Source organism: Vreelandella sp. 2A-K22, assembly GCF_054065485.1.
On the sequence record NZ_JBSUGC010000006.1, the window covers coordinates 187,845 to 207,841 of the forward strand.

Sequence of the window (19,997 nt, forward strand, 5' to 3'; positions counted from 1 at the left end):
CAGTCGAGCCCACTATGCACACATTACTTCATATAGACGCCAGCGTACGCAAGACGTCCAACCCAAACCCCGACCACAACTCAATATCAAAGCGCATTGCTATGCAGTTTGTTGATAAATGGAGGTCTGCTAAAAGTACAGATAATTACATTTATCGTGATATTGGCTTAAATCCACCAGCTTTCATTGACCAAGACTGGATAGGCGCTGTGTTTACTCCGGATGACCGAAAAAGTTCTGAGCAGCGCGAAAAACTGGCTTTATCAGATCAGCTATTTAACGAGTTATCTCAAGCGGATGTCATTTTAATATCTTCACCTATGTATAACTACGGCATGCCCGCCCCTCTTAAAGCATGGTTCGATCAGGTAATGCGTATAAATAAAACATTTAGCTTTGACTTGACTCGTGGCGACCATCCTATAGAGCCACTTTTGTCTGGAAAAACACTTATTTTAGTGACCTCATGCGGAGAATTTGGGTTTGGGCCAGGAGGTGAACGTGAGCATATGAATCACCTCGGGCCACATATTAAAACATTGGGCAGATACTTGGGTGTCGAGTCATTTTATGAAATAACGTCAGAGTACCAAGAATTTGGGGACGAAAGGCATCAGGAATCAGTTGCTAATGCGCTTAAAAATGCAGGATTACTAGCGACTGATTTGGCTAGCAAAGCATAAATCCTTAAGCAGTAGCAGGGCAGTGCAATATGCGCTGCCCTGCTTAAAAGCTATTAATCTTGAACAGCAATACAGAGGCTGCAACGCTAACCTGCCGTTTTAGGTGGGCTAAACGCTTTACTGTAATAGCCAGATGGATCGAAGCAGCAAACGCGGCGCTTTCCAGAAGCAAGCATGTCGCAAGCATCGAGAATCCGCTTCGCTCGGGTCTTGGACTGCTTGGCGGACGTAATCCAATGAATCCAGTCCAGGCGAGCAATCGTCGTGGTATCGCTCCAAACGGCTTGAGCTTCTGGAGACTCTGCAAGGGCATCCTGCAAATCAGCGGGCACCTCGGGTTCAGGCTCCTGCTCTACGGGCGTAATCTCAAAGGTGACATCGTCGCCACTGTTAACGCCTGCCGACTCAAGCAGCTCTTTACTTACCCGCAACCAATGGCTCAATTGGCCGTCCGGTTCAAGAGTAGCCTGGAAGGCATAAGTATTGAGGGTGCCCTCGACCGTTGTCCTGCCTCGCCGTGGGAGCTTCTCACTCACGCTTTTGGGCAGCACGACAAAAGCCCATGAATTATCGCTATCCTGCTTGGCCGGACGAAGAAGCGTTGCTTTAAACTGAGATGTCATAGCTCTTTGTGTCCTATTTTTAATGTGGCAATTAACAGCACTCCAATCAAAAGGGGCAACCCCTCCTCCAAAGCGGGCTGCCTGTGACATGGTGCTGCTGCATAGCTCATGGCCTCCTCACTCTGATTATAGTCAGAGTGAGGCCTATCTTCAGACGCGATTTATTGATACTCCGCCATCTGCCAACAGTGCCGTTCCGGTCGTAAAGCTGGATGCATCTGAAGCCAGGTAGAGTGCGGATTGAGCAATTTCTTCAGGCTTTGCCGTCCGCTTCATTGCATGCAGGCTGGCTACGAACGCTAACGCTTCGGGAGTGTTGGCAAACTCCCTGGCTGCAGCAGTATCCGTACCTCCCGGTAGTAACGCATTCACCCGAATGTTATCAGAGCCATATTCACAAGCGAGTACTTGCGTCAGTCCGATTAATCCCGCTTTACTGGCCGCATAAGCAGCCATGCCTGGCATTCCTGCGCTATAGCCGACAAATGTTGAGGTGAAAATTAACGAACCACCACCACTCGTTAGCATGGCCGGCAGTTGATACTTAGCAGCCAGAAAAGCGCTCGTTAAATTGGTCGTGGTCACCTGATTCCAATCGGCCAATGACATCTCGGGCACCGGCCCCATCGCACCTAAAATGCCTGCGTTGTTAAATGCCGCATCCAATTGACCAAACCTCGCGAGCGTCTCGTCAACGAGCTTTCTGGCGAAAGACTCATCACCTACGTCGCCAGCAACCGCTAACGCTTGGCCACCCTCCTCTTTTATAGCGTCGACCAACGCATCCAGCTCTGACTCTCTTCTGGCCGCTACCACTACAGTAGCCCCCTCCTTAGCGAAAAGCCGGGCAGTCGCTCTTCCAATGCCTGCGCTAGCACCAGTAACAATGGCGACTTTATTTTCGAGTGCTTTCATCTTTGTGACCTCCATCACTGTTCAAAAAAAGGAACAACCCTCCACCAACAGCGAAGATCATAAGAGGTCGTTTACCCAGCGCCGACCCGAAACTTGCTATATTACGCGGGTACGCAGATGCTGATTACATCGGAGTCCTGTTATGGCGCAGCGAGCCGTTGCTTATACTGCTCCGGAATAAGTCCACGATGTAAATAAAAGGTGTCGGCTTATATGGGCCATTACAACGAAAATTTGGGCAGATGTTTAGTCTATTCTACTCTTTGATAGAGATATAATTACCTATTTACTTTCTCTTGACTCTGGCCTTACCCTTCAGGCGTTTCGCCCGCAATGCAGTTTCATAAGCACGATCGGCCCATTCCCGGGCATGAACTGGATTTTCAAAGATTTCCTCGGGTGCAGCGTAATAAGCCATTTTCACCCTTTTACCCCTCTTCTCGTATTCAAACTGCTCCATGCCCAATTCGATAAAGGAGCCTACCGAACTTTCATCCGCTTTGAGGTAAAGAACATCATCGGCGACGAGCGCAAACATAAGACCATCGCGATAAACGCCATATCCTCCAAACATGCGCTTAGTTTCTATTGCACCAAATAGCGCAAATACGTCGCTGAGGTTTGCGATAAATTCGCTGGTAGCTTTCATTATCCTAAAATCCGATTTCAGCCGTACTGCATAGCAGCATTGTATGGAATATTAAGACTGGAATGGACTGACTTCGCTTTAAACGAAAGTTGAGTCAAAATCATTCCAGCTCAGCAAGCCGAGCTATTACTAGATCTCTTAATAATTTTTCATCAATTTTCCAGTCACTAGAAATTTGAAATAAATTTTTCTTAACAGCGTATTTCTAAGCCTGAGTGAAATCCAGAATTTCCTTTACCAATTCATCAGGCGTCTCTTCAATAATCAAGTGTCCGGCATCCTCAATATAGTCATAAGACCTGGCAAGTTCCCAATCACTCATGAGCCACGCCTGTTACCAGCGTGGACATATAGCTTCCCCGGTTCTGAATATAGGCCAACAGGCGCTCAGGGTAGTCAACGGTGACAGCCTGCCGGATAGACTCGCGAGATCGCAGATGGCCTCGCCAGCGCTGAACGTTCCCCGCTTCCCGAGACAAATCCAGCCCTATCACCGAATCAAATACGTCAAAATACCTGAAAATCGGGCCATAAACGGCATCGATGATCCGAAAGTTATGTCCGGAAAAATAGGGGCCATTGCCCAACCGTTCATCCAGTTGTAAAAGCCCCTTCCGTAACATCGCGAGCGCGGCACTGAACCTCTCCTGTGTCGGGGCGTTATAGAGTTGAGCGATGCTGCTCAGCAGGCCGGATCCGAATTCGATCCAGGCGCGATGATCGGCACGCTCCAATGGATCTTCCGGATGCAGTGAGCCCGGAGTGACCTCATTCAGGTATTCGCAGATCACAGCAGACTCGAACAAGGACTGCCGTGCTCCGACCACCAGTACCGGTACCTTTCCCAGCGGGGAAATTTGCCGGAACCAATCCGGCTTGTCGACCAGGTCGATGTCCGTGCGACGGTAAGGAATTTGTTTCTCATGCAGCACAATGACCGAGCGTTGTACATAGGGGCAAAGTACATGGGCGATGAGTTCGAATTCTGGGCTCATTGGTGAGGCTCCTTGTGGTGAACAAAAGATTGTCGGGCGTTGAGCGCATATTGTCCGTCGCCCAGACACAGCTGAACCACGGCCATGGCGGTCAGGAACAACGGGTACTCCCAGCCACCTCCGGTATTGGTAAAAAGCCAGCCATTGCCGGCATGTACCCAGGTAGCGCCCAACAAGACGGGTATTACCGCTAATGCCCATACCCGGCTGTGCCAGCCTGCGATGAGGCCTGTTCCGGCCAGGACTTCGATCAGGAATACCCCGTACGCCAGCAGGCCAGGCAGGCCGACACTGTCAAAGAATTCGGCGGTACCGGGCAGAGTGAAGACCACCATTTTCAGATAGAGGCTGTGAGCCAGAAGCACCAACCCGAGTGATAGTCGCAGTATCAGGGCGGCCAGTTGGGGGGTTAATCTGTCTAACATCTGCGTTCTCCTTGGCATTGGTTTCGGGTTCAATATCGCTCTTGCATCTGGCGAATGGAATTCGCGATACCAGCAAGTTAAAATTGCATTTTTGCAAACACTGGGGAAACCCTGATGGACTGGAATGCACTGAAGATCTTTCTCGCCATCGAACAGGCGGGGTCTCTGGCTGGCGCGGCTCGGGCGCTGGGTGTGAACCATTCGACCGTGTTTCGCCGGTTGAACGCCCTCGAGAAGGATCTGGGCTCCCGTCTGTTCGAACGCCAGTCCGGCGGCTATGCGCTGACACCCCTGGGGGAGGAACTGAGAGATATCGCCAATCGCGTCGATGGCGCCTTCAACGATATGGAGCGTCACATTGCGGGTCGCGACGTGCAGCCGAAGGGTAAAGTACGGATCACCGCGCCCAACAATCTCGCGTACAGGTACCTGCCGGATTATCTAGCCGACTTCAATCGGAGCTATCCGGATATCAAGGTCGAATTGTTGGTCAGTAATCTCGAGGTCAATATGAACAGTCGGCAAGCGGACATTGCAGTTCGCGTTACCGATGCGCCGCCAGAGCATCTAGTTGGCCGACAAGTGCGGTCTATAGGTTGGAGTGTTTACGGCAGTGCGGCCTACAGGGAAAAATACGGCTTTCCGGACGACTTGGACGCTTTACAGCATCATCGTCTAATCGGTGCCAGCGGTGGTATGCAGCACTTACCGGCTTTCGTCTGGGTGGAACGCAATTTGGCGAAGTGTGTGTCGGCGCGCAGCGACGACCTGGTGGCTATGTCTTCACTAGCCCAGAGTGGCCACGGCCTGGCCCTGTTGCCGAACGATCAGCAGAGACCAGAACTGGAAGCCCTATTCGCTTTACCGCCAGGCAAGACATCGAACCTGTGGCTGCTAACTCACCCGGATCTGCGCCAGGTGGAACGCATCAAGCTGGTGATGCGCCACCTGGCAGACGACTTTGCCGGAGACCATCGTCTGTAATCTCGCGGAAAAGTGAAGAGGGCCGAAGCGGCGTTGGGCAGGATGACGCCGGGGATCGATATTGATGGCCTTGAAATCGAGGTTGCGGGCTACCTTCTCAAGGGCAGAGGCCATACAGGCACCAATACCGTGGCGCCGGTACTGCGGTGCGACCATACCCCACTCACCCACGGCGAAAGATGTCTGTGTGTTGTGATGGACTCTGACTTAAGCGCTACAACACCGCAAGGTTCCGAGCCGACAAATGCCACGAGGCCGACAGGCAATTGATTGCGGTTTGAATACGCCACAAGAGCTCGGCGCGCATTACCGGGGCTACCTACGCCATAATATCCGGGCCATTCTGTTTGGAGCAGCCGCTCAAGGGCGAGCCCCATTGTTAATTGCTTTTGCTCTCAACGTGCTTCTTAAAATTGTTAAGAATACCGAGCCAACTCTGCTTTTGCAGATCCGCTGAATTTTCATCTTCAACTTCAAACGTTTCTATGAGCTAAACGCCATGCTGTGTTTCTATAAATTGCACCTCAACCGCTCGGCCATCTTCAAGCCTATAGTGAATCGATTTATAGGGGGTTATTCTATGAATCCAGGCTTACAGGCCTACATCAAGCTCCAAAATGCATCGACCAGCGGGTTTTTTAAGTTTTTCTTTAACGTAAACAAGCCAATATCGTAGGGTTCCAGCTCAGGCTTCACATCAAGCACCCGAATACGATCCTTCAATGGGCTGTTATCGAGCACAATTTTTGGCACTACGCCAATGCCGAATCCCAAGCTCACCATACTTACAATCGCCTCATTGCCCGTGACCTGTGCATAAATGCGCGGGGCAATATCGCGTTGGCGAAACCATTCGTCCACACGAGTTCTTGAGACACCGCTTTCAGATAAAATCATCGGGATATTCGCCCACTCTCCGGGTGCGGTTGGCGAGGTCGTGGGAATATTTGGCACTTGCTGCTCAAGTGGTGCGATAAATAACAAAGGCGACGTGGCAATGGGCTTGAATGCTAACCCGCGAGGTAAGTTTGCGGGGCGTGCCGCGATGCTGAGGTCTTCTTTACCATCCAGAACATGCGCAATCGCGTGTTCTGGATCCCCCGTGCGCAGCTTTATTTCAATCGCAGGATAGGCGATACGAAAGCGGCGCAGCAGCTCGTACAGAAAACTGTAGCTAGCGGTGACTGAACCGTACAAGCTGATTTCACCGCTTAATTGATCAGAGTTGTCAGTTAACTCATGGCGGATCAAGTTCCACTGGCTGCTGGTATCGCGCGCGTATTTAAGAAATTTCTGGCCTTCCTGAGTCAATGCCACGGTTCGATTGTCGCGATTAAACAGCGGTACACCCAGCTCGTCTTCTAAATGACGAATGTTGCGCGACAGCGCAGAAATGCTGATATGACACTCATCGCTGGCGCGTCCGAAATGCAGCGTTTCTGCCAGGGCAAGGAATTGTTTTAAAAGTTTAATATTCATAATAAGACCGACGCTCCGCGACTGCGCTTGTGGCGATGTCCGAATACTAACCGACAGTTGCGAAAAATGGGACGTGTTATTGCAAATATATCAATTTAAGAAAGAGTCACTCTTCTATACATTACCTCTCATCACATGCTCTTACTGACATGGCGCTAGCGTTTACCCCTAGCGACGGTGTCACCTTTTTAATATCGGTGTACCTTACACCGACACATTGATCATAAAATTAGGATGCTAACGATGGCTAACTATTTCAATACGTTACCGCTACGCGAGCAATTGGCTCAGCTAGCGCAATGCCGCTTCATGCACACCGCTGAGTTTGCTGATGGCGTCGAAGCGCTAAAAGGCAAAAAAATGGTGGTTATCGGCTGTGGCGCACAAGGCCTTAACCAAGGTTTGAACCTACGTGACAGCGGCTTAGACGTTTCTTATGCACTGCGCCCTGAAGCCATTGAGCAAAAGCGCCAGTCCTGGCAAAACGCCTCTGAAAACGGTTTTGTGGTGGGTACTTACGAAGAGTTGATCCCAACCGCAGACGTTGTTTTGAACCTCACCCCTGATAAGCAGCACACCTCAGTAGTGACAACGGTGATGCCGCTGATGAAGGAAGGCGCTTGTCTGTCTTACTCTCACGGCTTCAACATCGTAGAAGAAGGCATGAAAATTCGCGACGACTTAACCGTCATCATGGTGGCACCGAAGTGCCCTGGCTCTGAAGTTCGCGCTGAATACGTGCGTGGTTTCGGTGTTCCCACCTTGATCGCTGTTCACGAAGACAATGACCCCAAAGGCGAAGGCCTTGCGCTCGCGAAAGCTTACGCAGTAGGTACTGGCGGCCATAAAGCGGGCGTGCTGATGTCCTCTTTCATCGCGGAAGTTAAATCCGACCTGATGGGCGAGCAAACGATCCTTTGCGGCATGCTGCAAACGGGCTCCCTGCTTTGCTTCGACAAGATGGTCGAAGAAGGTATCGACCCGGGTTACGCCTCTAAGCTAATCCAGTACGGCTGGGAAACAGTCACCGAAGCGCTGAAGTACGGCGGCGTGACAAATATGCTAGATCGTCTTTCTAACCCAGCGAAGATTAAAGCGTTCGATCTTTCTGAAGAGTTAAAAGACATCATGCGTCCGCTGTACAACAAGCACCAAGACGACATCATGAGTGGTCACTTTTCTAAAACGATGATGGAAGACTGGGCGAACGATGATGCGAACCTTCTAAAATGGCGTGCAGAAACGGCTGAGACGAACTTCGAGAAAACACCCGCTGGCGATGTAGAAATCTCTGAGCAAGAGTTCTTCGACAACGGCATTTTGATGGTCGCTATGGTGAAAGCCGGTGTTGAGCTTGCTTTCGAAACCATGACAGCGGCGGGCATCATCGCTGAATCGGCTTACTACGAGTCGCTACACGAAACGCCGCTCATCGCGAACACCATCGCGCGTAAGAAATTGTACGAAATGAACGCGACTATCTCTGATACGGCGGAATACGGTTGCTACCTCTACAACCACGCCTGTGTGCCACTGTTGGCAGACTTTATGAAAGGCATCAAATCCGATGTGATCGGTAAAGGGCTTTCGCTAGACGACAACGGCGTTGATAACGCACGCCTGATCGAAGTTAACACCGCCCTTCGTTCACACCCCGTAGAAGCCGTTGGCTCGGTTCTTCGCGGCTACATGGCTGACATGAAAAAAATCGTTTAATCGCCTGATTAACCGATAGACGTTTAAGCCGCCAAAAAAAGCCGAGATATCATCACGATATGCTCGGCTTTTTTGGTACCTCGAACAGCGTAAGGAAGAGAGTAATGGATTCGTTAACCCGCCTAGACAATATACGCCTATCAAAAGCGACGGTTAGCTTTGATGATCGTTTCACACTAAGCGAGATTGATTGGACCATTACGCCAGAACAGCATTGGGTTATCACTGGCCCCAATGGCGCAGGTAAATCCGCCCTTGCTGCTGCGCTCGCGGGCATTGGTGACATCCAGAGCGGAAGCATTCAAGGCCTTCCCAACAACGTGGAAATCGTCTCTTTTGAAGCACAGGCAGAGCTCATCGCCCAAGAGTTGAAAAAAGACGACGCCGACATTATGGACGTCATTTCACTCGGCACTCCCGTCAGTGAAATGATTTTCGACCATTGCAAAGACACTGAACTTGCCCAATCCTTGGTCGAAAAGTTTGGCCTAGGGAAACTGCTCGAGCGCGCGTTTCGCAAACTTTCCACCGGCGAAACCCGTAAAGTCATGTTGATTCGCGCTTTGGCCAATAAGCCTGATTTACTTATTTTAGACGAGCCCTTCGATGGCCTGGATGTCGATACCCTCGCCATGCTTCAAGCACATCTAGCGTCTATCATCGACACCGTTCCCATGGTCATGGTGCTGAATCGCTTTGATGAAATGCCCGACTTCATCACCCATGTGGCCTACTTAGATAAAGAACGTGGGGATAAAGACCGTTCGGATAACAATAGTGGGAATAAAAAGAGAGGGGATAAACAGAGTAGCGACAAAGGCCGCTTGAAGCTCACGGTAGATCGTCTGGACGACGCCGCCTTTAATGAGCTCTACCAATTACTGCATTTGAAAACCACCGACCTAAGCGTGCCAGAGGCCGACCCCACCAATAAGCTACCCGCTCTCGACCCGAGCCAGCCATTAGTAAAACTAACGCAAGCGACCATCCAATACGGCGACACCGTGATTGTCGATAAGCTCGATTGGACGATAGAACGGGGCCAGCATTGGCAACTGAGCGGCCCTAACGGTAGCGGCAAAACCTGCGTTTTATCGTTGATCACCGGCGATCATCCGCAGTGCTATACCAACGATATTTTCGTGTTTGGTTTCCAGCGCGGTAACGGCGAAAGCATCTGGCAGATTAAACAGTTTATCGGCTATGTATCCACTAACCTGCAGTGGGAATACCGGGTTAGCACCAGCTGCAAAAACGTGATTATTTCCGGTTTCTACGACAGCATCGGCATGTACACCAAGCCCACTGACAGCCAGAAAAAAATTGCCGACCAATGGCTCGAAATACTGGGCATGCAAGACCGCGCCGACCAGCCGTTTAACAAACTCTCGTACGGCGACCAGCGCCTGCTACTCATTGCCCGCGCCATGGTCAAACATCCGCCCCTGTTGATTCTAGATGAACCTTGCCTTGGCCTGGACGACATAAACCGCCAACTGGTCCTCGCCCTGATCGAGAAAATCTGCCAGGGCTCAGAAACCACCGTGCTCTACGTCAACCACCACGCGGAAGATCAGATAACAGGCATAGAGCATTATTTAGGACTGGAGAAAAATAACTAATTTTCAAATAGTTAAGATCATTAACTATACTGAAAAATGGCCAGCCAGCTAGTCTTTTTTGTCTATCGTTACCTCAATCGATTTGCTATCGCCAGCAAACCATTTCTGAACATACAGAGTGCCCACGATAGGCGCCGTTCCTTCATCAGGCACTTCTTTATAGCGAACGCTGTTTTTGGTTTCTTTCTCGTATTCAAACATAACTACTTTCTTCGCCATGAAACATATCCAGTAAATAATAATTAGGACTTGGGCGACTAATGTCGCTCAACAGGCTTGTTAGGTTTTGGAACTAATCAGTCTCAAAGCGAACGGTTACTTTCGATCCGCACACCTGAGCGACGCAACGCGCATAGCCTTCAAGAGATCATCGACCTTGTGATGATATAGATCAAGGTCTACGTTGGATGCAGGCGCAGCCTGTTGCCGTGCCTTCACGCATCACACGGAGGTGAATATTGTTAGCAAGCTCAGGATCCACGCCCAGTCGCAGACACTGCCCGGTAGCAAGGCCGCCTTCGTCAGCGGCCAAACGATCCACCCCAACGGTGGCACCATCGTCAATGGCTGAGGCGAGCGCCCTCTTGATCACATAAGGATATGGATGCAATGAACCACGGCACAAAGCCCCATGACACCGATCAAAAGCCCCGGCGCTGGCTCGATAGCGCCACCCACCCTTCTGGCTGACCCGCGAAGGGCTCGCGCTGTTTGAGTTCCACCGCCAGGCGCGACTGGACTCCGGCGGCTTCGCACCGCTCGATGGTGACGGGCGCATACCCGACGACGCCGTGGCCGACACCATGCTTACCGCGCGCATGGCGCATAGTTGTGCCTTAGCAGCGCTACAGGGCGTGCCGGGCGCTGCCGCGCTGGCCGAGCATGCTATTCGCGCGTTGGAAGGTAAGCTGCACGACGAGCAACACGGCGGCTGGTTCGGCGCCGACCCCGCCACCAGCGACGACCGCACCAAGCAGTGCTATATCCATCACTTCGTCGCCCTCGGTGCCGCCACTGCGACCCACGCCGATATTCCCGGCGCGGCTGCTCTGCTCGAAGAGGCCATTGGGGTGATCGACACCCGCTTCTGGTCGATGGATGAGCAAGCTTTCGTCGAGAGTTTCAGTCAGGACTGGAGCGAACTGAGCGACTACCGCGGCGGTAACAGCAACATGCACGGCGTAGAGCTGTGCTTGGCGCTAGCCGATGTGCGCGACGAACCGCTGTGGCTTGATCGGGCGCTGGCCATCGTCGAACGACTGATTCACCGCCACGCGACTCCCCGGGAATACCGCATCATCGAGCATTTTCACGGCGACTGGTCGGAGTGGCCGGAACACAACGCCGACCGCCCTGACGACGGCTTCTACCCCTATGGCGCTACGCCGGGGCACGGCTTTGAGTGGTCGCGTTTGATGCTGCACCTGGAAGCATCGCTGCAATCCCGCGGCCGAACGGTTCCTGCCTGGCTGTTCACCGACGCTGCGGCGCTATTTGACGCCAGCCTGCGCGACGGCTGGAATACCGACGGCGCCCCGGGGCTGGTATATACCGTCGATTGGGAGGGTAACCCGCACTCCCTGCGGCGACGCCACTGGACCCACGCCAAGGCGGCGGGCGCGGCGGCCGCGTTCCTACAGCGCACCGGCGAGGCCCACTACGAGCACTGGTATCGGCAACTCTGGGATGCGATCGACACCCTCTTTATCGATCGTAAACGGGGCGGCTGGTACCAGGAGCTCAGCGGTGAGTTGCAGATCGACCCCGCCGAAGGCGACGTCAAACCCGATCTCTACCATGCCTACCAGTCCACGTTGCTGCCACGGTTGCCCTTAGCCCCCAACCTAGCGTTAACCGTCCACCGGTTGTAACTGGTTGTAATAAATAGTGCAACGTTCACCCGAGGTGGTCCCCCCTCAGTCGCCGTGCCTGTCGTGGGCCCGGCTTTTTCAGTTTATTTCAGTCATACCAGTGGTGGATTACGCTCAGCGAACTGGCCGTTCCAATAGGGATAATAGGGGTAAGGTGGAGTTACCGCGCTCGCCACGTCTAATCGTGCAACCTGAGACTCATCAAGGCGCCAGCCAACCGCACCAAGATTCTGCCGTAACTGGGTTTCGTCCCGGGCACCTATCAAAACCGATGACACCGTCGGACGGCGCAGCAACCAGTTAATCGCTACCTGGGGCACGCTCTTGCCGACTTCGTCAGCGATCTCGAATAGCACGTCCAGTACCCGGTACAGTCTTTCATTCGGCACAGGTGGCGCGAATCCTTCGGTCTCGTGAAGACGGCTCCCGACGGGCAGTGGTTGGCCGCGACGAATCTTACCGGTCAGGCGGCCCCAGCCCAGCGGGCTCCACACCAGAGCACCCAGGCCTTGATCCTGCCCCAATGGCATCAGCTCCCACTCGTAATCTCTGCCCACCAGGGAGTAATACGTCTGGTTCGCCACGAAGCGCGCATAGCCATAACGCTCAGCAACGCTTTGGGACTTCATCAACTGCCAGCCAGAGAAATTGGACGCCCCCAGGTAGCGAACCTTGCCAGCCCGCACCAGATCATCCAGTGCGGACATCACCTCCTCCACCGGGGTCATGGCATCGAAGTGATGCAGTTGCAGCACATCGATATAATCGGTTCCCAGCCTTTTTAGTGCGCGCTCGGTGGCGCGGATCAAGTGGTGTCGAGAGCTGCCCACGTCATTGGCGTCATCCCCGCTGCGTAGTGACAGTTTCGTGGACACGATCACCCGGTCACGACGGCCTTTGATCGCCGCACCAAGGATCGCTTCCGATGCACCATCGGAATAAACATCTGCGGAGTCGAACAGATTGACCCCAGCGTCCAGACATATATCGATCAGCCGCTTCGCTTGCTCAACATCGGTATTGCCCCAGGCACTGAACAGCGGCCCCTTGCCACCGAAGGTGCCGGCCCCGAAACCCAATGCAGGCACCTTGAAACCAGACCGCCCTAGATAACGATATTCCATCACACTCACTCCTGTTCGCAGGAAATTGCCGGGGCGGGCCGAAGGGACTCGCCATGCTCACGTTTGATGGCCCAAACGGCCACCGCCAGTCCGGTAAGAGCAACCAGTGCGGCGGCGCCAGGCACGGCGGTAAAGCTGCCGCTGCGCTCAATCACCACACCGCCCAAGCCCGCACCAATGGCATTGCCCAGATTGAACGCACCGATATTGAAGCTGGACGCCAGGCTGGCCGCGCCTTCCGCCCGGTTAAGTACCCACAGTTGCAAGGGCGCCACCGTAGCGAAACCGGCCATGCCCAGCAGGCCGACGAAGACCACCGTTGTCCACTGATAGCCGAGCGCAAAAGGAAACAGACCCAGCACCGCCGCCAGCACTGCCAATGTGATAATCAGGGCCGGTGCCAGCCCCCGATCCGCGAGACGCCCGCCGAGCAGGTTACCGACGATCATGCCAACGCCGAATACCAGCAGAATCAGCGACACCGCATCCTGGGAGAAACCGGCGATGCCGGTCAGCATCGGCTGGATGTAGGTAAACACGGTGAACACCCCGGCGATGCCAAGCGCTGTCATCAGCAACCCCAGCAACACCGTGGGTCGACCGATCGACGCCAGACTCTTTTGCCAACCCAATACCTCTCCGTCACCGCTGTCGCGAGGCACCATGAGGGCGATCACCAGGGTCGCCAGTACGCCCACACCGGTGATTGCCCAGAAGGTGGTGCGCCAGCCATATTCGTGCCCCAGCCAAGCGCCAGCGGGCACGCCCAGCAGCGTCGCCACGGTCAAGCCGGTGAACATCGTGGCGATGGCACTGGCCCGTTTGTCCGGCGCCACCAGGCCAGTGGCGACCACCGAACCGACGCCGAAAAAAGTGCCGTGTGCTAGGGAGGTCACCACCCGGGCAACCATCAGCATCGAGTAGTTCGGAGCCAGCGCGCAGGCCAGGTTGCCGAGGGTAAAAATAACCATCAACGCCACCAGCACCTTCTTGCGAGGCCAGCGGGCACTGGCAATGGTGAGCAACGGCGCGCCCACGAACACACCCAGGGCATATCCGGAGATCAGCAGGCCCGCTTGGCGGATGCTCACATCCAGATCGGCGGCCACTTGCTCCAGCACCCCCATGATCACGAACTCGGTGGTGCCGATGCCGAAGGCACCAATGGTCAAAGCGTAGAGCGCCCAGGGGATCGGGCGCGAAGAGGTTGAAGTCATCATCAAAACGTCCATCAGGGAATGATGAGGCGAATGCTAGACCTGCATCACCCTCCTTGATACCTTTAGGATCTTTAATGACTTTCAATATTTTATTGATAATGAGACCATCATGGATCGTCTAAGCGACATCGCTCTCTTTCTTCGCGTGGTGGATCTGGGTACGATCAGCGCCGCCGCCCGCAGCCTTGACCTCTCGGTGGCCGTGGCCAGTCAACGTCTGCAGCGGTTGGAAAAGGGCCTCAATGTACGACTACTGCACCGCACAACCCGACGCCTTCACCCCACCCCCGAGGGGTTGGCGCTGGCGGAACAGGGCCGCGATCTAGTGGAGGGGCTGGAAGCACTCACCCAGGATCTACGCAGCGGCGCCGACAACGTCACCGGCACCCTGCGCGTCACCCTACCCCACTCCTTCGGGCGTCAGTACATTTCGCCGCTGTTGCCCGAGTTCCTTAACCGTTATCCCCGGCTGGATCTGTGTGTCGGCCTGACTGACCAAGTAGTGGATCTGGTGGGCGAGGGCTACGATCTGGGCATTCGCATCGGCATTCTGGAAGATTCCAGTTTGGTGGCGCGACGCCTGGCCGACGACGAGCGGGTACTGTGCGCCTCTCCCGACTACCTGAAACGCCACGGCACCCCACAACACCCCGGCGACCTGGCCGATCACCAATGCCTGGTACTTTCCAGCAGTCGGCGTCGGCAGGACATCTGGCATCTCACCGACAAACAAGGGCAAAGCGAGGCGGTACAGGTAGGCGGCCGCATACGCAGCAATCAGGGTGAAATGCTCACCGAGGCGGTACTCGGCGGCCTGGGCATCGCACAGCACTCGGTGTGGCACATCCACGAATACCTGCGCAGCGGTCAATTGAGCGTGGTATTGCCGGATTACCGATTAACGGAAACCGGTATCTACGCGGTGATGCCCCAGCGGCAGCTGGTGCCGCCTCGGGTAAGGGCGTTTGTAGCGTTTCTGGAAGAGCGCCTAGCTGAACATCCTGTCTGGGCGTTGCGACGGGAAAATCAGTAAGTGTCAATAATCCGAAGAAGCCATTTCCGCGCCTCCGTTTCCTCCCTCAGTGCGATGGCTGCTAAAAATAACCACATGGTATGGAGGCTCGGGGGCGTTAGCATTTTTTGTCATAGCTCTCTTTAGACATTTTTAACCTGTCGAAAAGGCTTCAGTGAGACACGCCACAATTCGATCAGCGCACACTCCTAAGGAATCAAGATCGGGGTCATAGATGGTGACCTCCGTGCCAACGCATTTGGGTGATGAGAGAGGTTGCGTTAGGAGAGTGGTGATCACTATAAGCTATGGCCCTCCAGCAAACACTTGGCCCCCAAGCTACGGGTATTTATTGATATTATGGTTGAAGAGCTTTTTAAGGCTTAGTTTTTTCGGTTCCTTATAAGATTGCAAACCGAGGTGATCAGACTGAGCTTCAGGTTATACAGCTACTATAGATCTGCTTTGAAACGAAAGAAATTTACTGCCACCTAAGATGCGATCCTCGACATATTTCATACCAATTTTTTCGGCTACGCGAGCTGACGCAATATTCTGTGGGTCTATATCCGCAACTATGCGAGGAAGCCCAACGGTGTTGAGCCCATGCTCAAGAATAATCTTCGCTGCCTCTGTAGCGACCCCTTTACCCCACGCATCCCTGACTAAGCGCCAACCGATCTCTACTTCAGGCTTTAGCACATGGTAAGGAATTAAAAGAACCCAACCGTAGAATTTTTCTGTTTCACGATCACGGATCGTCCAATAGCCCAGCCCAGAGGGATACACTTGCTCAATCCGCTCAACCACAAAGCTTCTATGAGCGCTAGGCTTATGCCAAGGCCCCTGGACGAACCGCGTTACCTCTGGATCACGATCCATTCTCAAACACTCTTCGAGATCACTTAGCCTCCGTGGCCGGAGCGTTAGATGATTGGTGTTAAAGGAGGGTTGCGTATTACGCTGCATAACAAAGCTCTAGATAAAAGCGGCCCCGGGGCAATCCTCACTCCTCGATTTCATTTGGAGGGAAGGTGTTCTTAAATTGCCATTGATTGCAAACTAACGCTTGAACAGAACGGCCTTTGAAACACATGCACAATCTGCAAAAAAACGCCTCACTTCAATGGTTGTTTAGCTCACATATGAGTTTCAGCCGCCATACTCGTCGTGGCGGCGGTTCCACACATACGGCTTCGTCTGTGGCCAACCTTCCGGTGAGTCCTCCCAGGTTTCCTGGCGACCAAACGGCGTCAAATCCAGGTATGTCCAGTGGCTACCTAAATATTCGACGCCACGGGCACCGGTAAAGTAGGTACGATAAATGTCGTTTCCATCGCGGAGGAAGACACTCGCGCCATGCCTTTCGCCCTCCTCTGTCGTTGCGCCGACATCCTCGTTGAAGTCGCTTCCGTAAGAGGAGTACCAGGGAATCGTCCAGCCCATGCGCGTCTTATATTGATTGATTTTCTCTAGCGGAGCGCGTGACACCATGACCAGCGAAGTGTCACGTGCATGGAGGTGCGCCGGGTGCGTCATGGCATCGGCCACCCACGAGCACCCATCACACCCCGCCTTCCAATCGGGGGCAAACATGAAATGGTAAACAATCAGTTGACGTCGCCCAGCGAACAAGTCAAGGAAGGACACACTGCCCTCATCGCCCTGGAAGACATAAGGCTTTTCCATTTTCACCATGGGTAGCTTGCGCCGCTCAGCGCTCAAGGCATCGCGTGCCCGAGTGTGTTCTTTTTCTTTAATGAGCAATCGGTTGAGTGCCGCCTCCCACTCTTCAGGGGAGACAACTTGCGGTAAAGGGTGTTTAGTTGTTGGCATATTTGGCCCTTCTTCTTTAAAGCCCGTTTGTTCTCGCTCCGCAGAAAGATCTAATTCATGGGTTGATACCAATAGCCGACTCAGTGCTTGAGTAGCACCATAGTCACCTCCCTTTCGGTAAGGGTCAGCGCTTCTATCAATGCGGGGTGGCAAGGCACGTTTCGATGGATTGCCGCATGGAACAAATTAGCGCCTGGAACTCCCCCTGCTTCCCCTGCCATTGGTCGACGACCTTTCCGAGGTAGCCTTGCTTAGCGTAGTCCAATAAAGCCGCATCTTCCTTTGCCAGCTGTTCCTTTGCCCACTCTGCTGCCACATCTTTTGAAGCAATATCACCCGTTGCTACGGTCAGCCACATGCGAGACAAGGTTAAGAGCACATTGCGTTCATCACCTGCTGTCTCTGCCAGCAACGTAGGCAAGGAATCACGAATCGCTCTTTGGACATCAGCCATTGGCACTGGCTCAAACACCTCAGCGGCGTTGATCCCATATAGCGGCAGGCTGTTATCGATCACCTTTTTCAGCACAATCGCCAGATCAGGATCACAGGCTGGTTTCGGGATGTGCCCTGCCTCGAACTCATCCCGCAACCACTCACCGTATATAAGTTCCGCCCGCGGCGGGAACCGCCAGGGCACAACATCAGAGATCGTGATGACCGTCAGCTCTACTGGCCTGGTAGCTTGTGCATTGCCAATCGTGCCAGAGACCTTCATCAGCTGCGCAACCAGAGCCTCCCTCTGCTTACAGGTTGGTGAGTCGCTCACTGCCACCAGAACATCAACATCGCTGTTACGCTGTAAGCCATCGGCAACGGCAGAACCAAAAAGATAAATACCCACAATCGACTCGCCAAGCACGTCTTCCGCGATGGATTGCGCTTGTTGTGCTTCATATGGAATCACGGGTCACACCACTTTTGCTGGAATGTAGTTTCCTACACTGACGAAATGCGGCGATGGTAAAAATCGAACCAGATAGAGAGTGTTTTTGAGTTTTTAGGTGGCCCAATATCTTCATCAAACATAAGCTTATGACCTCGGGTGTTACTACCCCAAACTCATGCAGGCCCCACGGTTTATCAGTGATTCTCTAAAAGATATTAACTCCACGACGCTGATAGTCGTGAACAATCTCGGCGAAACCTTCACAATCTACATAGCCAAAGTAGGAATGTTCTCACGCATCACGAGCAGATAATTCATCAGGACAGTGGCCTAATGAAAAACAAGCTGGACAAGTTCATCGGCCACGGGACTGAGCTTATAGGCGGCTTTGTGATGACCAGCACTGGCTGCTTGATGCGGCAGCACACACGACTTTTCAAACAGCTTTAGCTTTTAAGATGGCTATCGGCTTGCTGGAACAATGCATTGGCAGCTTTAACATATTGGCTAAAACAGATGCAAGTAGCCTCGCCATGGGCTATTACTGGCTCACTGACCGCCGCCATCTCCTCCGCCGCCAGAGCAATCGATGCTAGACGCGTCACCTCCAAAACTCGCTGACGCTGCTATTACGCTTGAACAGTTGAACTCAGTACTACCCGAAAAGTAGGCACCGCCGACCTCTTCACGCAGTTTTTCATAGCTGAAATTTTCATGTATCTCGCTCTGATAAGCGACAAATTCTGGACGATTAGCATACATCGCCAGCGCGTAGTGCTGATGCTGGCTATTTAGCCCCGCACGCTCAATACTCCGCCTTACCTGCAGCTGTGTGTAATATTCCTGGCGGCCATAATCGTTGACCAAGACGTTAGGCAGTTTCTCTATGTAGCCTTTAATAGCACGCTTCTTCTTAAAGTTATCGAGTAGTCCCACCCTTAACCTCCGTTCTTTAATAAATACCAGGAAACCTCTGGTTAACTATTACGCTTGGCCATACTCTTATTAAAAATCGGCTCGTGCACGAGTCCAATCAAAGCACTCATTTACAACCCGTAAATTCGCACGCGAATCCGATTCTTTTTAATAGGCTGTGTCCTTACCTGGCCTGCGCACGCCGACTTTTCAGAAAAAGCCTAGGCATTAGTCAGACTCTGTAGGCAACTGTTTTTAAACTTCCCCTGTGAGCTCGTTAAGACGCTCTGTTTACTCATGGCCCAAACAAACCCTGTGACACCGCAAAGAGTACGAAGAGAGGAATCGCCACGACCGTTGCGGCCGCATCAAATGTAATGGCAACAGGCGTTGCGATAACACGCCCGGCTGTATCGATGGGGCCCCTGGGCATGCTCATACTGACTTGATACTCCTTTACGAGCTTTTCAAGCGGCAAACTTCCTTCAATGGTATATCGCTCGCCTCTAATCTCCCGTATCAACTGGAAGCTATCGGTGACGGGGTTTTTCGTAAAGCCCAATGCGGTTAATTGACTGACAAGTTCGGCTGAAGGGTTCTGTTCATGCAGTGTAAGCTTAATGCTGCCGGTCACCACATTGGAGCTAGAGAGCGAGAAGCCGCTAAATTCGGGAAGAAACTCAACTTCTCGGCTAAGCATCAGCGCCTGGCCAAGTTGCTGCTGAGAGGGAAACAAAAAAGCTTCACGCCGCGTGGTGACCACTAAATCGTTCGTTTCTTTATTAACGTAGAAGCCGTTGACGGCCATCACTCTCTCTGGCTTGGGCTCCCAAAGTTTTGTGGTGCAGCCCGCTAAAAAAATACATAGAACGATCACTACTCGATACATGCTTCCCTCCTGGTTATGGCTCATGGCAGTCCAAGTAAACTTTACCTGACCAGAGCTTTAAAAAACCAAGTTTTTTATAAGTATAATTTCATATAAACCTGAAATGAGCGGAGAACGGCTCGTCAGCGCTATTATCAATCCTACGGCGCA

General features: G+C 52.9%; 22 protein-coding genes. 6 read left to right on the top strand and 16 right to left on the bottom strand.

Annotation, left to right across the window (positions count from 1 at the left end; translation table 11 throughout):
• Window positions 1-14 precede the first annotated feature (14 nt).
• Window positions 15-683 (top strand): FMN-dependent NADH-azoreductase, encoded by a 669-nt coding sequence (locus ACW17M_RS10260; protein ID WP_141439697.1) that lies wholly within the window; start codon window positions 15-17, stop codon window positions 681-683.
• Between the two features lie 86 nt (window positions 684-769).
• Here the strand turns inward: ACW17M_RS10260 and ACW17M_RS10265 are convergent, their stop codons facing one another.
• The 5 genes from ACW17M_RS10265 to ACW17M_RS10285 form a co-directional block, all read right to left on the bottom strand.
• A complete protein-coding gene (locus ACW17M_RS10265) occupies window positions 770-1,306 on the bottom strand; it encodes a YdeI/OmpD-associated family protein (RefSeq protein ID WP_027959822.1) in 537 nt (178 codons plus the stop codon).
• A gap of 150 nt (window positions 1,307-1,456) precedes the next feature.
• A complete protein-coding gene (locus ACW17M_RS10270) occupies window positions 1,457-2,221 on the bottom strand; it encodes an SDR family oxidoreductase (RefSeq protein WP_457547343.1) in 765 nt (254 codons plus the stop codon).
• A 286-nt stretch (window positions 2,222-2,507) separates the two neighbouring features.
• The gene (locus ACW17M_RS10275) at window positions 2,508-2,870 is read right to left on the bottom strand and encodes a TfoX/Sxy family protein (RefSeq protein ID WP_457547344.1); all 363 of its coding nucleotides are present in this window, start codon (window positions 2,868-2,870) and stop codon (window positions 2,508-2,510) included.
• A gap of 314 nt (window positions 2,871-3,184) precedes the next feature.
• A complete protein-coding gene (locus tag ACW17M_RS10280) occupies window positions 3,185-3,865 on the bottom strand; it encodes a glutathione S-transferase family protein (RefSeq protein WP_457547345.1) in 681 nt (226 codons plus the stop codon).
• Window positions 3,862-4,290, bottom strand: a complete 429-nt coding sequence (locus ACW17M_RS10285; protein WP_035538570.1) for a DoxX family protein — start codon at window positions 4,288-4,290, stop codon at window positions 3,862-3,864. Before ACW17M_RS10285 ends, ACW17M_RS10280 begins: the two co-directional genes overlap by 4 nt.
• A 114-nt stretch (window positions 4,291-4,404) precedes the next feature.
• Here ACW17M_RS10285 and ACW17M_RS10290 point away from each other — a divergent pair, with 114 nt between their 5' ends.
• Window positions 4,405-5,274, top strand: coding sequence for a LysR family transcriptional regulator (locus ACW17M_RS10290; protein WP_457547346.1), 870 nt, complete (start codon window positions 4,405-4,407; stop codon window positions 5,272-5,274).
• On the opposite strand, the gene ACW17M_RS10295 is transcribed toward ACW17M_RS10290, so the two are convergent.
• Window positions 5,185-5,430, bottom strand: a complete 246-nt coding sequence (locus ACW17M_RS10295) for a GNAT family N-acetyltransferase (protein WP_414126941.1) — start codon at window positions 5,428-5,430, stop codon at window positions 5,185-5,187. The genes ACW17M_RS10290 and ACW17M_RS10295 overlap by 90 nt on opposite strands.
• A 444-nt stretch (window positions 5,431-5,874) precedes the next feature.
• Entirely contained in the window at window positions 5,875-6,753 is an 879-nt protein-coding gene (gene ilvY, locus ACW17M_RS10300; RefSeq protein WP_009287237.1) for an HTH-type transcriptional activator IlvY, read from the bottom strand.
• A 243-nt stretch (window positions 6,754-6,996) separates the two neighbouring features.
• Between ilvY and ilvC the strand changes: the two genes are divergently transcribed.
• Both ilvC and ACW17M_RS10310 read left to right on the top strand, forming a co-directional pair.
• Window positions 6,997-8,469, top strand: a complete 1,473-nt coding sequence (gene ilvC / locus ACW17M_RS10305; protein ID WP_457547347.1) for a ketol-acid reductoisomerase — start codon at window positions 6,997-6,999, stop codon at window positions 8,467-8,469.
• 104 nt (window positions 8,470-8,573) lie between these two features.
• Window positions 8,574-10,091 (top strand): ATP-binding cassette domain-containing protein, encoded by a 1,518-nt coding sequence (locus ACW17M_RS10310; protein ID WP_400668707.1) that lies wholly within the window; start codon window positions 8,574-8,576, stop codon window positions 10,089-10,091.
• A 48-nt stretch (window positions 10,092-10,139) separates the two neighbouring features.
• On the opposite strand, the gene ACW17M_RS10315 is transcribed toward ACW17M_RS10310, so the two are convergent.
• Window positions 10,140-10,310 (bottom strand): hypothetical protein, encoded by a 171-nt coding sequence (locus tag ACW17M_RS10315; RefSeq protein ID WP_022520572.1) that lies wholly within the window; start codon window positions 10,308-10,310, stop codon window positions 10,140-10,142.
• Window positions 10,311-10,482: 172 nt separating this feature from the next.
• Window positions 10,483-10,911, bottom strand: coding sequence for a hypothetical protein (locus ACW17M_RS10320; protein ID WP_236614955.1), 429 nt, complete (start codon window positions 10,909-10,911; stop codon window positions 10,483-10,485).
• Here ACW17M_RS10320 and ACW17M_RS10325 point away from each other — a divergent pair.
• A complete protein-coding gene (locus ACW17M_RS10325; protein ID WP_457547348.1) occupies window positions 10,895-11,962 on the top strand; it encodes an AGE family epimerase/isomerase in 1,068 nt (355 codons plus the stop codon). The genes ACW17M_RS10320 and ACW17M_RS10325 overlap by 17 nt on opposite strands.
• Window positions 11,963-12,054: 92 nt before the next feature.
• Here ACW17M_RS10325 and ACW17M_RS10330 read toward each other — a convergent pair whose 3' ends face one another.
• Together ACW17M_RS10330 and ACW17M_RS10335 are read right to left on the bottom strand one after the other, a co-directional pair.
• Window positions 12,055-13,086: an aldo/keto reductase gene (locus tag ACW17M_RS10330; protein ID WP_161463328.1), complete on the bottom strand. Its 1,032-nt coding sequence runs from the start codon at window positions 13,084-13,086 to the stop codon at window positions 12,055-12,057.
• 5 nt (window positions 13,087-13,091) lie between these two features.
• On the bottom strand, window positions 13,092-14,318 hold the full coding sequence (locus ACW17M_RS10335) for an MFS transporter (protein WP_101148310.1): 1,227 nt from the start codon (window positions 14,316-14,318) through the stop codon (window positions 13,092-13,094).
• A 97-nt stretch (window positions 14,319-14,415) separates the two neighbouring features.
• Between ACW17M_RS10335 and ACW17M_RS10340 the strand changes: the two genes are divergently transcribed.
• Complete coding sequence (locus ACW17M_RS10340; protein WP_009287233.1) at window positions 14,416-15,339, top strand: LysR family transcriptional regulator; 924 nt, start codon at window positions 14,416-14,418, stop codon at window positions 15,337-15,339.
• A gap of 420 nt (window positions 15,340-15,759) precedes the next feature.
• Here ACW17M_RS10340 and ACW17M_RS10345 read toward each other — a convergent pair whose 3' ends face one another.
• The 5 genes from ACW17M_RS10345 to ACW17M_RS10365 all read right to left on the bottom strand — a co-directional run bounded on the left by ACW17M_RS10345 (window position 15,760) and on the right by ACW17M_RS10365 (window position 19,847).
• Window positions 15,760-16,287 (bottom strand): GNAT family N-acetyltransferase, encoded by a 528-nt coding sequence (locus ACW17M_RS10345; protein ID WP_009287232.1) that lies wholly within the window; start codon window positions 16,285-16,287, stop codon window positions 15,760-15,762.
• Between the two features lie 183 nt (window positions 16,288-16,470).
• Window positions 16,471-17,154 carry a DUF899 domain-containing protein gene (locus ACW17M_RS10350; protein WP_027959834.1) on the bottom strand — a complete coding sequence of 228 codons (684 nt, stop codon included), beginning with the start codon at window positions 17,152-17,154 and terminating at the stop codon, window positions 16,471-16,473.
• A gap of 136 nt (window positions 17,155-17,290) precedes the next feature.
• Window positions 17,291-18,061, bottom strand: coding sequence for an aminoglycoside nucleotidyltransferase ANT9 (locus tag ACW17M_RS10355; protein ID WP_027959835.1), 771 nt, complete (start codon window positions 18,059-18,061; stop codon window positions 17,291-17,293).
• A gap of 531 nt (window positions 18,062-18,592) precedes the next feature.
• Entirely contained in the window at window positions 18,593-18,979 is a 387-nt protein-coding gene (locus ACW17M_RS10360; RefSeq protein WP_027959836.1) for a DUF6559 family protein, read from the bottom strand.
• Between the two features lie 274 nt (window positions 18,980-19,253).
• On the bottom strand, window positions 19,254-19,847 hold the full coding sequence (locus ACW17M_RS10365) for a hypothetical protein (protein ID WP_457547349.1): 594 nt from the start codon (window positions 19,845-19,847) through the stop codon (window positions 19,254-19,256).
• Window positions 19,848-19,997 lie beyond the last annotated feature (150 nt).